This is a genomic window from Spirillospora sp. NBC_01491 (genome assembly GCF_036227065.1).
Taxonomy (GTDB): domain Bacteria; phylum Actinomycetota; class Actinomycetes; order Streptosporangiales; family Streptosporangiaceae; genus Spirillospora; species Spirillospora xylanilytica.
The window spans coordinates 3,834,619-3,848,502 of record NZ_CP109432.1; the positions used below are offsets into that span (position 1 = coordinate 3,834,619).

The following is a 13,884-nucleotide window of genomic DNA, read 5'->3' on the forward strand; positions in this document are numbered from 1 at the left end:
GCACACCTCTGCGGCAACTGTCGTCATAGGGACGTCCCAGCGCGTCCCATGGTTCATCGCACGCTCGTGGGCCGGAACGTGTCGAGGACATTCTTCACGGTAGTGGTGTATTGGCTCCACTCGGTCGCCGGGACGGCCACCAGGACCGCGTACGCCCGGCCCTGGTCGATGTAAACGCCCCGGTCGCGGGCGCGGGTGCCGCCGTTGCGGTCCCAGACGAATTCGATGTCGGCGGCCCTGAACCGGCCCGCGGTGCTCCTGGTCACCGACAGCCGCCGGAACCCCTGCATGTTGCCGTCGGCGACCGCGTTCTTCTCCCAGTTGATCCAGTGCTGGAGCGGGTCGCTCGGCTCGCCCGTCCAGGGCGTGCGGTCGACCTGCACGTACGCCTTGGTCCTGGGGTCGATCCAGACCGTGCTGCGCGCCTGCTCCGTCCGGGTCCAGCCGTCCGGGACCGCGATGGTGTAGCCCGACGCCTTCACCCGGTGGGATCCCGGCGGCACCGGCGGCAGGACGTCGGCCGAGGGCGCGGTGGTCTTCCGGTCGGCCGGCGCGGCGCTGGAGGTCTTCGTCACAGTGGACCGCACGGGCGGCGACGTCGCTCCCCCCGCACCGTCGCCGGACGCGCCGTCCGGCCACAGGGCGACGGCGATGCCCGCGACGAGGGCGGCGGTCACGAGGACCCCGGCCAGAACCGGCACGAGCGGGAGCCGCTTGGCCGGGCGGACCCCGCCGTCCGGCATCGCCGGGTACGGCGACCCCGGATGCGTGTACGGCATGGGTGACTGCGGTGACTGCGTGTGAGGGGACGACTCGTTGTGGTGCGTCCCGGTCGGCGCGTTCGCTGTGAGATCCGGCACAACGGCCGTGACCGGCTCCGCGGGCGGTGCCGTCCAGGCCGACGACGTGCCCGCCCCCGCGTACGGGTCGGCGGTCGTGGCCCCGGTCGCCAGGCCCGCGGCGTGCCCCGCGGCCAGGCCCGCGAGCGCCTCCTCGGCCCGCGCGGCGCCCATGCGCTGGACGGGGTCCCGGTCCAGCAGCCCCATCAGCACCGGCGCCAGCGGCCCCGCGTTGCGCGGCGGGGGCGGCTCCTGGGTCATCGCCGCGGCGAGCACGGCCATCGGATCGGAGCGGTGGTGCGGCGCCTTGCCCTCGCACGCCGCGTACAGCGTCGCGCCGAGGGCCCACAGGTCGGACGAGGGCGTCGCCTTGTCGCCCCGGACCCGCTCGGGCGACATGTAGGCGGGCGAGCCCACCAGCAGCCCGGCGTGCGTCAGGGTCGCGTCGCCCGCCATCTGCGCGATGCCGAAGTCGGTGAGCACCGCGCGGTCGTCGGCGGCGATGAGCACGTTGGCGGGCTTGACGTCGCGGTGCAGGATGCCGATCGCGTGCGCGGCCCGCAGCGCCGCCACGACCTGCCGCCCGATCGTCGCGACCCGTCCGGGCCGCTGCGGCCCGTCCTCGTCGAGGATCTCCTGGAGGGAGCGGGCCTGGACCAGCTCCATCACGATCCACGGCCGGTCGTCCTCGTCGACGACGTCGTGCACGGTCACCACGCCCGGATGGTTCAGCCGCGCCGACGCCCGCGCCTCGCGCAGCGTGCGCAGGTGCCGCGTCTCGCGCTCGTCGTCGCTCAGCGCGCGGTGCAGGACGACCTCCTTGACCGCGACCTCGCGATCGAGCATCTCGTCCCGCGCGCGCCACACCGTGCCCATGCCGCCGCTTCCGACCACGGTCAGCAGTCGGTAGCGCCCCGCGAGAAGCCGGCCGTCCCCCTGCCCCGTCTGTTCCCCGTCCGCCATGAGTGGCGACCCTACCGACCGCGTCCAGCGGTTCGCCATACGTCCCCCTCCGCGGTCGTCGTGGGGACGGAGGCCGGCTCGGGCGCGCTCAGGCGCCCGCGGGCTTGAAGAAGCGGTAGACGGGCTGGAGATCGGTGAACGTCTTGTCCCAGCCGCCGTTGGGGGCCGACAGGAGGATGGCGTACCCGTGGCCGTTCGCCACGAAGCCCCGGTTGAGGATGCGCATGCGGCCCCGGGACGTGGTGTGGGTGAACTCCCAGTCGGCCGACTTCGCACCGTCCTTGGTGTCGGGGACGGGCGGCTGGTCGCCGGTCTTGGCCATCTTGACCAGCTTGTAGCCGCGGAAGGCCCGGCCGCCGTTCTCCTGCTGCTCCCAGTCGCGGAGCGCGCTCGCACCGGGCGTGGAGGTCTGCCCGATCTGGATGTAGGAGCTCTCGTCGGGCGAGTAGAAGAAGTCGCCGCCGTCCTTGCGCTTGGGCGCGCTCCACCCGTCCGGGATCGGCACCCAGTAGCCGGTGCGGTCCTTGTGCATGTGGAAGCCGGCGGGCAGCCCGGGGCTCGACGAGACGGTCTGCGTCGGCGTCGCGGGCGGCGACGACGACGAGGGCGGCGGCGCACTGGACGCCTTCTGTCCGACGGGCGGGTCCTTCTTCTCGGCCCCGCCGCCGCCGGAGTTGGCCCAGGCGACCGCCGCGACGACCACGAGGAGGATCACCACCGCGACGGCGACGAGCAGCGCGTTGCGGTTGCGGGCCAGCGCGGGATGGCCCGCCGGGCCGGTGGCGGGCGGGTCCTGGTGGCCCGTGGGCCCGGTGGCCGGGCCGGGACTCCACGACGGCGCGCGGGCGGGGCCGGGTGCGACCGACGCCGTGTCGCCGAGCGTGGGGACGGACCGGGTGCGGCCGTCGGTGGGATCGGGTGCGGGCGCCGGGGCCGCCGGGGGCGGAGGCTCCGGCCGCGACCGTGGCTGTGGCTGCGGCTCGGGCTGCGGCCGTGGCTTGGGCTGCGGCTTGGGCCGCGGCTGCGCGGACGGCGGCGGGTTCTCCTTGGCGTACGCCGCCTCCGCCTCTTCGGCCTCCTCGTCGACCGCGCTGTGCGGTTCGGTCGACTGGGTCGGCTCCTTGGCCGCGGGCGGCGGCCCCTGGGCCTGGGGCTGGTCCTTCGGCCGCTCCCTGCGGGCGGGGCGGAGCCGCTTGGCCGGACGCTCCTGCTCGGCGGGCGGCGCCCCCGCGCCAGGGGACGCCTGGCCCATGAGCTGCTCCAGCGAGACCTCGACCGCCAGCGTGCGCTGGGTGTCGACGCTCTCGTGCCGGACGATCTCGTCGAGCAGCGCCCCGGCCTGGATGGCCTCCATCCGGTGGTCGGGGTTCTTGGCCAGCAGCCCCTCGATGACCGGGGCGAGCCGGCCGGCCTTCTCCGGCGGGTCGGGATCCTCGGAGATCACCGCGACCAGCGCGGCCATCGGCTCGGCCCGCTCGAACGGCGACCTGCCGTGCACCATCGCGAACAGCGTGACGCCGAGCGACCACAGGTCGGAGGCGGGCCCGGCGGTGCGCCCGCGGGCCCGCTCGGGGGCGATGTAGGCGGGCGAGCCCATCACCAGTCCGGTCTGGGTCAGCGTCGCGTCGCCGGAGGCGGTGGCGATGCCGAAGTCGGTGAGCACGGCGCGGTCGCCCCGGGTGACCAGCACGTTGCTCGGCTTGACGTCGCGGTGCAGCACGCCGGCGTCGTGCGCGGCGTGCAGCGCGGCGAGCATCTGCCGGCCGATGTCGGCGGCCCGCCGGATCTCCAGCGGGCCCTCCTGCTTGATCACCTGGTCCAGCGACCGGGCCCGGATGAGCTCCATGATGATCCAGGGCCGGCCGTCCTCCTCCACGACGTCGTACACGGTGACGACGCCGGGGTGGCCGAGCCGCGCGGCGGTGCGCGCCTCCCGGAACGTCCGCTTGTACTGGACGGCCCGTTCCTCATCGGTGAGACCATGCGGCAGGATGACCTCTTTCACCGCCACGTCGCGTCCGAGGACCTCATCGTGAGCCTGCCAGACCGTGCCCATGCCACCACGGCCGACCTGGGTCACCAGTCGGTAGCGGCGAGCGAGCAAGCGCTCGCCGGAGGTCTCATTCGGCATATCCGCGACCATATCCATTTTTGCTGACAATCTTGGACCCAGCCTGCAAGCCACATCCCTCTACCCGTACGACGTCCGGTGACGCGCCCTCGTCGGCCACCGGACCGGCAGGGCCGTGACGGAAGCGACATGGACGTGACACCCGGTACAACTAAGAGAGCACCACAGCGCGGCGACGGGGGAACCATGGCGGAGAACGCCCTGTTGGTCGAGTGGCGCCGCCTGATCCAGGCAGCCCCGACCATCTTCTTCTGGTACACCCGCCTCGCCGGCATTCTCTCACTGCTGTCCTGGCTCGCCTATGGTCTCATCGTTGAGATCGCCGACTTCTGGGCGCTCCGCTGGTTCGGCTACCTCGACTGGGTGCCGAGCGTGCCGATCGGGCTGGTGTGGATCCTGCTGTCGATGGGCGTGCGGCGGCGCAAGAAGGCCGCCTGGCGGATGATGGTGCTCATCTTCACGCTGCGCGCCGCGGCGTCCTCGGTGAAGGCACTGGCCTCGCTGCTGGACCCGAGCGAGCCCACCCCGATCGGCTACCTGGTCACCGCGGCCGTCTTCATCGCCGGGCTGGGCCTGCTGACCGCCGCCCGGGGGGAGTTCACCACGCTGCCCGACCGGGCCAACCGGCGGCTGGCCGCGCTGGTGTTCACCGGCACGCTGATCGTGACCAGCGTGATCGGCACGTTCACCATCGCCGCCACCGACCGCGACCCGCGCGGCGGCTTCTGGACCCATCCCGCCTACGCCGCCGCGCAGACCATCCTCGGGCCGCGCGTCACCGGCAAGCCGATCGACGTCAGCGTCCCGCTCTGGGTCGACGGCATCCTGTGGGTGCTCGGCACCGGCCTGCTCGTCGCCACGTTCTGGGCGCTGTTCAAGCCCGGCCGCCGCGACCCGGTGCTCAGCCCGGAGGAGGAGCTGGCGGCGCGCGCGCTGCTGGCCGAGTACGGCGACCAGGACTCGCTCGGCTACTTCGCGCTGCGCCGCGACAAGGACGTCATCGTCGCACCGAACGGTAAGGCCGCCATCGCCTACCGGGTCGAGGGTTCTGTCTCGCTCGCCAGCGGCGACCCGCTCGGCGACCCCGAGTCGTGGGACCAGGCGATCGAGGCGTGGCTCGGCGAGTGCCAGGCGCACGCGTGGATCCCCGGCGCGGTCAGCGTCGGCGAGCGCGCCGCGCACATCTACCGGCGGCACGGGTTCGACGCGCTGGAACTCGGCGACGAAGCGATCATCGACCTCACCGACTTCAGCCTGGACGGCCGCGAGATGCGGCAGGTCAGGCAGGCGGTGCGGCGGGTCGAACGGGCCGGCTACACGGTCCGGATCCGGCGGCACTCGCAGATCCCGTCCTGGGAGATGGCCAAGCTGATCCGCAGCGCCGACGCCTGGCGCGGCGAGCAGACCGAGCGCGGCTTCTCGATGGCGCTCGGCCGGCTCGGCGACCCGACCGACGGGCGCTGCGTGATGGTCGAGGCGTTCGACGCCGAGGGCGAGCTGCGCGGGCTGCTGAGCTTCGTCCCGTGGGGGCGCAACGGGCTGTCGCTCGACCTGATGCGGCGCGACCGCGCGGCCGAGAACGGGCTGAACGAGTTCATGGTCGCCAAGCTCGCCGAGAAGGCCGCCGCCGTCGGCGCCCAGCAGCTCTCGCTCAACTTCGCGATGCTGCGCTCGGCGTTCGAGCGCGGCTCGCAGATCGGCGCCGGGCCGGTCGCCCGGCTCTACTACCGGCTGCTGTCGTTCGCGTCGAGGTTCTGGCAGCTCGAATCGCTGTACCTGTCCAACGCCAAGTACCTCCCCGAGTGGCGGCCCCGGTTCATCTGCTACACGCAGAGCCGCGACCTGGTGCGCCTCGGGCTCGCCTACGCCCGCGCCGAGGGGTTCGTGCCGAGCCTCAACCGGCCCAAGCTCGACCGGGCCGCCAACATGGCGCCGTCCATGCAGCTCACCGAGCGGATCAAGGAGATCGAGGAGGCCGCCGACGCGGCCCGCACCCCGCACCGGCGGCTGTCGGAGCAGGAGCGGGTCCGGCACGACAAGCTGGAGCGGATCCGCGCCGCCGGCATGGATCCCTACCCCCTCGGCTTCGCGCGCGAGGACTACGCCGCCGACATCCGCGCGCGCTTCCCGGACCTCGCGCCGGGCTCCGGCACCGGCGTCACCGTCGCCATCGCGGGCCGGGTGGTGCTGGCCCGCCAGCACGGCCGGCTCGTCTTCGTGACGCTGCGCGACGAGACCGCCGACCTCCAGGTGATGCTGACCGCGGACGCGCTCGGCGACGCCTCGCTGGACGCCTGGAAGTCGATGATCGACCTCGGCGACCAGGTCGGGGTGACCGGCGAGGTGGTCACCTCCAGGCGCGGCGAGCTGTCGGTGCTGGCCGCGACCTGGAAGCTCACCGCCAAGTGCCTGCGCCCGCTGCCCGACAAGCGGTCCGGGCTGGCCGACCCCGAGGCCAGGGTCCGCCAGCGCTACGTCGACTTCATCGTCAACGACGACTCCCGGCGGATGCTGCGGATGCGCGGCGACGCGGTCGCCGCCGTCCGCGACGGGCTGCGCGAGCGCGGCTACCTGGAGGTCGAGACGCCGATGCTCCAGCCGATCCACGGCGGCGCCACGGCGCGCCCGTTCACCACCCGGATCAACGCCTACAACATGCAGCTCTACCTGCGGATCGCGCCCGAGCTGTACCTCAAGCGGCTGCTGGTCGGCGGGGTCGGCAAGGTCTTCGAGCTGAACCGCAACTTCCGCAACGAGGGCGTCTCGCAGAAGCACAACCCCGAGTTCACCATGCTGGAGGCCTACGAACCGTACGGCGACTACGACACCATGGCCGTGCTCACCCGCGACCTGGTGATCGACGCGGCGCGGGCCGCGCTCGGCACCACGGTCCTGGTCCGCGACGGCGTGGAGTACGACCTGGCCGAGCCCTGGCGGGAGATCACCGTCTACGGGTCGGTGTCGGAGGCCCTCGGCACCGAAGTCACCCCCGACAGCCCGCTCAAGACCGTCCGGACGCTCTGCGAGCGGGCCGGGCTGAACGTCGCGCCCGAGTGGGGCCAGGGCCGCCTCGTCCAGGAGCTGTTCGAGGCGCTGGTCGAGTCCGGGCTCAAGGCCCCCACCTTCGTCCGCGACTACCCGGCCGAGACCTCCCCGCTCACCCGCCCGCACCGCGCGGACGACCGGCTCGCCGAGAAGTGGGACCTGATCGTCTTCGGAATGGAACTCGGCACCGCCTACTCCGAGCTGATCGACCCCATCCTCCAGCGGAGGCGGCTCACCGAGCAGTCGCTCCAGGCCGCCGGCGGCGACCCCGAGGCGATGGAGCTCGACGAGGACTTCCTCCGCGCGCTGGAGTACGCCATGCCCCCGGCGGGCGGCATGGGCATGGGCGTCGACCGGCTGCTGATCACCCTCACCGGCCGCTCGATCAGGGAGACCATCCCGTTCCCGCTCGTCCGCCCGGGGTCCTGAACGCCGCGCCGGTGCGCCGGTGCGAGCGGGTCAGAGCGTGCGGGGCACCGGACGGCCGCCGTGCTCGGCGAGCCAGCGCCGGGCCCGGCCGCGCCGCCGCTCCTCCCGGGCGAACGTCCCGTCCGCCTCGCCGGGAAACCCGGCGCCGGTGGTCGGGCGCGGCGGGACCACCAGCCAGCGGCCCGGGTCGTACGCGGCGTCCCCGGCGTCGAACGCGGGCTCGCCGTCGAGTTCGCCTGCTTCGAGGACGTCGCCGCGCAGCAGGTCGAGCACGTGGGCGCCGCCGCCCGCGGGCGCGTCCTCCAGCGCCGCCGCCAGCGCGCCCGGATCGACGGGGACATCGGCGAGGTCCGGGCGCGGACGCGGGTCGTACAGCGCCGCCGCGAGCTCGGCGGCCAGCTCGGCGTCACCGGGGAGGCCGCGGCCGTCGAGCTCGGCGAGGCACGCGCTCGCGTGCGGCCCGGCGCCGGGCGCCCCCTGCGCGAGCGCCGCGACCAGCACGTCGCCCGCGTGCTGGAGCACCGGGACGAGCGAACGGCCGCGCAGCACCTCGAGCCCCGCGCGGCCGTCACCGGCGGACGCGGCGGCGCGGAGCACCGCCAGCGCCTCCTCGTCCCAACCGGTCACATGCTCCTTTGTACAGAACGCCCGCGACGCGGGCCCGGGGTACAGGGAATCGTCCCGTCGAGGACGCCCCTCAGGCGGGACGCTTGTCCTCAACGTGCACGACCTTGAGCTCGTCGCCGTCCTGGCCGCGCTTGCTTCGGCCGAACAGCCCGATGCGCAGGTCGTCGACGCCGGCCTCGCCGTCGACGTCGACCTCGTCCGGCGCCACGTAGGTGAGCACGTCCGGGTGGTGGCCCCACACCGCCCAGCCCGGGGCGGCGTCGAGGTCGATGGTGCCGAAGTCACCGGACGGCGTGCCGCCCGCCACCGGCCCGAACTCGCGCATGATCCCGATCGCCTGCGCGGTCAGGTCGGCCTCCGGCTCCATCAGGATCACGCAGGTGCCGTTCTCGAACAGCACCCAGGACTTGCCCGCACCCTTGATGATCGTCCGCCATACCTCGACCAGCTCGTCAATCGCCATGCCGGGATTGTGCCGTCCGGGTACGACACACACCACCGAATTCTCCGATCACGGCCGCGGCCCGCCGCGACCTACTCGGAGTGGCCCTCCCGGAACGCGTCCACCGCGTAGCGGAGCCGCGCGCCCACCAGCAGTTCCTCGCTCTCCGGGCAGCCCAGCATCCGCCGCGCGAGCCCGATGATCTGCTCGTCGGTGAGGTCCGGCTCCTTCGCGGCGATCCGCCCCACCAGCTCCACCAGCTCGGGACGCTTGTAGGCGACGATCGACCGTCCCCGGCTCACCGCGAAGACGTGCGGGGCGGACGGCCGCGCGGGCGGCGCGGGGGGTGCGGCGGGCGGCGGGGCCTGCGGTTGCGGGGGTGCTTGCGCTGGGGCGCGCAGGGGCTCCGGGACGACGGGCGGCATGGGCTCAGACACGACGGGCTCCGGCTCTGGCTCTCGGACGGGTGACCCCGCCGGCGGCGGGGCCACGAAACGGGTCAGGAGGGTCTCGAAGAGGGTCGACGTGGCGGTCGCCACATCGCGCAGGGGTCCGGGAAGGGGGGCGGGGGCCGTCCCGCCGGGCGCCGGCAGCTCCGGGCCCGGGGCTCCGGCGAGGATGACGCGGGGCGCCAGCCAGAGCACGAAGAGGGCCTCGGCTCCGGCGCCGTGCTCGCCGTCGACGATGACGACGTCGAACGATCCGGGACGCGGCGGCAGCACGTCGGGGATCCGCCACAGCGGGACGATCCAGGCGGGGACGGCGTCGTGCGGGGACGCGCCGCCGGGGGTCAGGCGGGCCAGGCAGGCGCCCCAGGCGCGAGCCGCCGACAGCTCGGTGCCGATGTCGCGGAGCCGGGTCTCGGCCTCGGCCAGCCCCGCGCGCAGAAGGGCCGCGGCGGGCGCCGCCCCGGCCCCGGCCCCGGCTCCGGCTCCGGAGCGGTGGTCCGGGGTGCGGCGGTCCGCGGCCCGGCGGCCTTCGGCGCGGGCCCAGGCCCACGCCTCGTCCCAGCGTTCCATGCGGCCCGGCCACACCTCGTCGCCGTCGGTGGCGACCAGCAGGTAGGCCAGGTCGGGGTGGACGGCGCGGATCCGGTCGAGGAGCGCCTCGCAGCGGTACTGGTCATCCCGCTCGCGCCGGGCGTCCGCCAGGGCGTCGAGGCACCGGCCGTACCCGGCGGGATCGCGGGCGTCGATCGCGGCGATGGCGGCGGGCAGCTCGGGCGGGTCGTCCCCCTGCGCGACGATCGAGTCGCGCAGGGCGTTCAGGTCGGCGGCGGCCCGGGCGACGCCGAGCGCGAGGAGCACGCTCTCCAGGCCGACGACGTACCCGTGCCACTGCAACGGGTGGGTCAGCGGGACGCCGAGGCCCGACCGGTCGAGCAGCTCGATCGTCTCGTCCAGCGCGGGGAGCGCCTCGCGGATGCGGGCGAGGCGCGCGTGGGCGCGGGCGAAGCGGGCGACCCGGTCGGCGAGCGGCACGTCGGCGGGGAACGACACCCCCGCCGCCTCCCACACGTGCTGGAGCTCCTGGCAGACCATCCGCACCATCAGGTCGGCGAAGACGACGTCGAGCAGCTCGGGGGTGGTGGGCGACTCGCCGTCGACGGTGACGGCGGACAGGAGCGGCTCGGCCTGGCGCTGCGCGGTGGAGCGCAGCGGGCCGCGCTTGAGGCTGCCGCCGTCGCTCAGGTAGTCGCGCAGGTCCTGCGCGGCTCCGGCCAGCTTGCGGAAGTGCAGGTCGCCGGGCGGAAGTCCGACGTGGCGTCCGCTGATGCCCTCCAGCGCGCGGCCCGCCCACTCGGCCTGGGAGGTCATCTCGGCGACCCGCGCCCAGACCAGCGGGCGGCGCCGGGCCAGCGCGTCGGCGAAGGCGCGGGCGGCGAGGTCGGAGAGCTTCCAGCCGCCCGGATGGCCGTCCAGCCCGAGGTCGCGGAGGGCGGCGTTCACGGTGGACGCGCAGCCGTCGAGCCGGGCGAGCAGGGTCAGGTCGCAGTCGCGCAGCCGCCTGGACAGCTCGGTCTCGGCGCGTTCGGCGCGCTCGGCGGCGGCGGTCTCGGCCTCGATCAGGGTGCGGACGTATCCGCCGCTCGGCAGGGAGCCGGGGTCGACGTCGCGCTGGGTCGTGCGGAGCTTGCGTTCGGGCGTCTCCTCGGCCAGGAGCCGGACGAGGTCGGCGGCCTCCGGCGCGGAGACGGGCGGGTCGTCGGGCAGCCCCGGCCTGGGCGGCAGCCATCGGACGGAGGCCGCGTCGGAGGCCGCGTCGGAGCCGGGCGGCCCGTCCCCGGGCGGCTCGGCGCTGGGCGGCTCGCGCTCCTCGACCTCCGCCACGTCCTCGGCCGGCTCCTGCGTCCCGGCCCGGTCGAGGCGTTCGCGCAGGCCCGCGACCTCCCGCCGGGCGGCCTCCTCGCGTTCGGCGAGGCCCGCGACCTGGCGGCCGTGGCTCTCGGCGTCGTGCGCGGCGGCGCGGGACAGCAGCGCGGCGGCCACCTCGGCCCCCGAGCCGGGCCGGCCGGAGGCCGGGGCCGGAGCCGGAGCCGCCGAGCCGGTCGCGGTCGCGGTCAGCGCCGCGATCTCGGCGGGCAGCGCCGCGCGCAGTTCGGCGGCGGCCTCGGTGTCGGACGTGGCGACCAGCACCCGCTGACCGCGGACGAGCAGGCCGGTGAGGAGGCCGGGCACGGTGCGCGGGGTGCACTCCTGGACGTGCAGCAGCGGCGTGCGCGTCCCCGGCGAGAGGAACCGGGCGAGGCCGCCGGGCACCGTCGCGCCGGGCGCGGCCAGCCGGTCGATGAGCCCGGCGCAGTAGTCGGCGACGTTGGCGCGGCCCGGCCGGCGGACGACCAGCGCGGGCGCCGGCCCGAGCCGCGGAAGGGGCGCCGCGCCGAGCTCGGACTCAGGCGACGCGTCGACGACGGACGTCCCGGCGGGGTCGGGGGCCCAGTCCTCGTGGAAGGCGACGCCGCCGGGGAAGGCGATGGCGGCCCACTCGTGGAGGACGTCGCCGACGGAGGCGTGCAGCCCGAACCCCTGACCGGACCGCACCGCGTCGCGCATCCACGCGGTGCGGCCGGGCCGGAACCCGGGGACGCCGCCGAGCAGCTCGCGGTCGCGCAGCGAGGTGTCCCCGGCGAGGACAACGTCGATCCGCTCGGTGCGCTCGTCCACCGCGATCCGCACGGGCGTGGCGAGCAGGTGGTCGCGGACGGCGGGCCCGGCGGCGGGCTGCCAGGTGAGCAGGCCGGTGGCCAGCAGGACCTCGTCGCCCTGCGCGGCGGACCGGCCGGCGACGTCGCGGAGCGTCCGGTACCAGTGCCGCAGTCCGAGCCAGCCGTCGAACTCCTCCAGCACGGCGGGCGGCGCCAGCGGGATGACCGGGACGCTGAACAGCACGTCGCCGGGTCCCGCGTCGGTCTCGACGTAGACGTCGCCGGGCAGCTCGGCGAGCCAGTGCACCTGCTCGTAGGCGGCGAGGTCGCCCACCGGCCGCCGCCGGGCGGCGGCGAGGTCGCGCAGGAACCCGAGCAGCTCCGACGCGGCGGCGACGTCGGTGGCGGGCTCGCCGGCGACGTCGGTGCCGGCACGGCCGGGCGCCGGGCCCTTCTCAGGCACAGCGGCTCCTTCCCTGCCCTCTGGGAAACGCTGTGCCCCGATCTAACACCCTGGGCGGGCCCGGACCAAGGGCAACCAATGATCTTGCGGGGTCAGTGCGCCCGCGCCCGCTGGTCGCCCTCGTTCGGCAGCATCACCCAGAGCACCAGGTAGACCACGAACTGCGGTCCGGGCAGCAGGCAGGAGAGCAGCGCGAGCAGGCGGACGGTCCAGGGGGTGAGGCCGAACCGGAGCGCGAGCCCGGCGCAGACCCCTCCGATGATCCGACCGTGACGCGGGCGGTAGAGGCCGTTCATGTCGTTTCTCCCCGATTCGTGTGGAGCGGAGTGCGACCGCGAAGCCGTGGCCGCACCACCCACGCTACGAACCGCGCGCCGCCCGCCACATCGGCCGGACGACCTGTTCGGACGCCATACCAGCGGGCTAGGGGATGCCCCCTAAGGGCCGGGGATCCCCGGAGCCCGCGAGCCGTCCCTAGGGGACGGGGGCGTTGAGGCCGGCGACGAGACCGGGGAGGCCGGCCAGGTCGTCGAGCACGAAGAGGGCCTCGCTCAGGGTCCCGTCGTCGCGCTGGATGTGCCCCCAAGGGCCGCGCCGCAGGAACGCCGCCCGCATCCCGTGGTCGAGCGCGGGGCGGACGTCGTTGTCGATGCGGTCGCCCACGTACAGGACGCGGCCCGGCGGCGCGCCGGCGAGCCGCGCGCACCGCTCGAAGAACTCGCGGGACGGCTTCTCGATCCCCCACACGTCGGAGATGCCGACCACGTCGGCCTCCAGCCCGAGCGCGGCGAACTGCGCGGCGGCCTCGACCGGCTGGTTGCCGGCCACCCCCACGAACAGCCCCTGGGCCCGCAGCGCGGCCAGGCAGGCGCGGGCGTCGGGGTAGAGGTCGCCGGGACCGAAGCCGTTCGGCACCCCGGCCTCCGCCCGGCGGCGCTGCTCGGCCTCCAGGTCGAATCCCGGCCGGAAGTACTCGAACAGGTCCATGTGGGTGCCGCCGGTGGCGAGGACCGCGCCCAGCTTGGCGAGGAAGGTGTGCCTCGGCACGCCGAGCCAGTCGGCCCAGCGGCCGTAGATCTCGCCCTCGTTGACGAGGGTCTCGCCGATGTCGAAGAAGACGGCCTGGATCGGGGCCGGTGCGGGGAGCGAGGACACGGTCACAGATCGACCGACTCGCCGGGCTTGATGCGGCGGAACTCCTTGCCGAGCTCCTTGCCCGCGGCGCCGACGGCGTTCTCCATGACGGTGAGCCCGATGTCGTTGAGCAGGCCGTCGTGGATGACGAACGCGCGCTCCGGCCGCACGGCCCGCGTGTAGCTGAACATCTCGGGCACCTTCAGCCACGGCGCGTTGCCGGGCAGGCACAGCGTCGGGACGGGCTCGTCCGGGACGGTCAGCGCGTCGCCGGGGTGGAAGACCTCGCCGTCGACCAGGAACCCGGTGTTGGGGATCGGCGGCACGTCGGGATGCAGGATCTCGTGGTCCTCGCCGTACACGTGCACGTCGAAGCCGGCGACGGTGACGGCGTCGCCGTGCCCGACCTGGTGGACGCGCCCGCCGAGGTCGGCGAGGTTCGCCGCGACGACGCGGGAGGTCCACACCTCCAGCCGCGGATCGGCGGCCATGGCGGCGCGGAGCCCGTCGGCGTCGAAGTGGTCGAAGTGCTCGTGGGTGATCAGGACGGCGTCGGCGCCGTCGAGCGCGGCGCCGGCCTCGCTGAACGAACCCGGGTCGATGACGATGGTCCGGTCGTCCTTCTGGAGCCGTACGCAGGCGTGTCCGAATTTGGTGAGACGCATG

At 74.6% G+C, this 13,884-nt stretch carries 9 protein-coding genes; 1 reads left to right on the plus strand and 8 read right to left on the minus strand.

What is annotated here, in order from left to right; genetic code table 11:
- Positions 1-53: 53 nt before the first annotated feature.
- Positions 54-1,802, minus strand: coding sequence for a serine/threonine-protein kinase (locus OHA34_RS17865; RefSeq protein WP_285942316.1), 1,749 nt, complete (start codon positions 1,800-1,802; stop codon positions 54-56).
- Positions 1,803-1,890: 88 nt separating this feature from the next.
- Entirely contained in the window at positions 1,891-3,933 is a 2,043-nt protein-coding gene (locus tag OHA34_RS17870) for a serine/threonine-protein kinase (RefSeq protein ID WP_329522264.1), read from the minus strand.
- Between the two features lie 186 nt (positions 3,934-4,119).
- Here OHA34_RS17870 and lysX point away from each other — a divergent pair, with 186 nt between their 5' ends.
- Entirely contained in the window at positions 4,120-7,407 is a 3,288-nt protein-coding gene (lysX, locus tag OHA34_RS17875; protein ID WP_329522265.1) for a bifunctional lysylphosphatidylglycerol synthetase/lysine--tRNA ligase LysX, read from the plus strand.
- A 30-nt stretch (positions 7,408-7,437) separates the two neighbouring features.
- Here lysX and OHA34_RS17880 read toward each other — a convergent pair whose 3' ends face one another.
- From OHA34_RS17880 to OHA34_RS17905, 6 genes are all read right to left on the minus strand, one after another.
- Complete coding sequence (locus tag OHA34_RS17880) at positions 7,438-8,034, minus strand: hypothetical protein (protein WP_285942319.1); 597 nt, start codon at positions 8,032-8,034, stop codon at positions 7,438-7,440.
- 70 nt (positions 8,035-8,104) lie between these two features.
- Complete coding sequence (locus OHA34_RS17885; protein ID WP_285942320.1) at positions 8,105-8,497, minus strand: hypothetical protein; 393 nt, start codon at positions 8,495-8,497, stop codon at positions 8,105-8,107.
- A gap of 71 nt (positions 8,498-8,568) precedes the next feature.
- Positions 8,569-12,084, minus strand: coding sequence for a hypothetical protein (locus tag OHA34_RS17890; protein WP_329522266.1), 3,516 nt, complete (start codon positions 12,082-12,084; stop codon positions 8,569-8,571).
- A 92-nt stretch (positions 12,085-12,176) separates the two neighbouring features.
- A complete protein-coding gene (locus OHA34_RS17895) occupies positions 12,177-12,380 on the minus strand; it encodes a PspC domain-containing protein (protein ID WP_285942322.1) in 204 nt (67 codons plus the stop codon).
- Positions 12,381-12,558: 178 nt separating this feature from the next.
- A complete protein-coding gene (locus tag OHA34_RS17900) occupies positions 12,559-13,245 on the minus strand; it encodes an HAD family hydrolase (RefSeq protein ID WP_285942323.1) in 687 nt (228 codons plus the stop codon).
- Entirely contained in the window at positions 13,242-13,883 is a 642-nt protein-coding gene (locus OHA34_RS17905) for an MBL fold metallo-hydrolase (RefSeq protein ID WP_285942324.1), read from the minus strand. The genes OHA34_RS17900 and OHA34_RS17905 overlap by 4 nt, the downstream gene beginning before the upstream one ends.
- Position 13,884 lies beyond the last annotated feature (1 nt).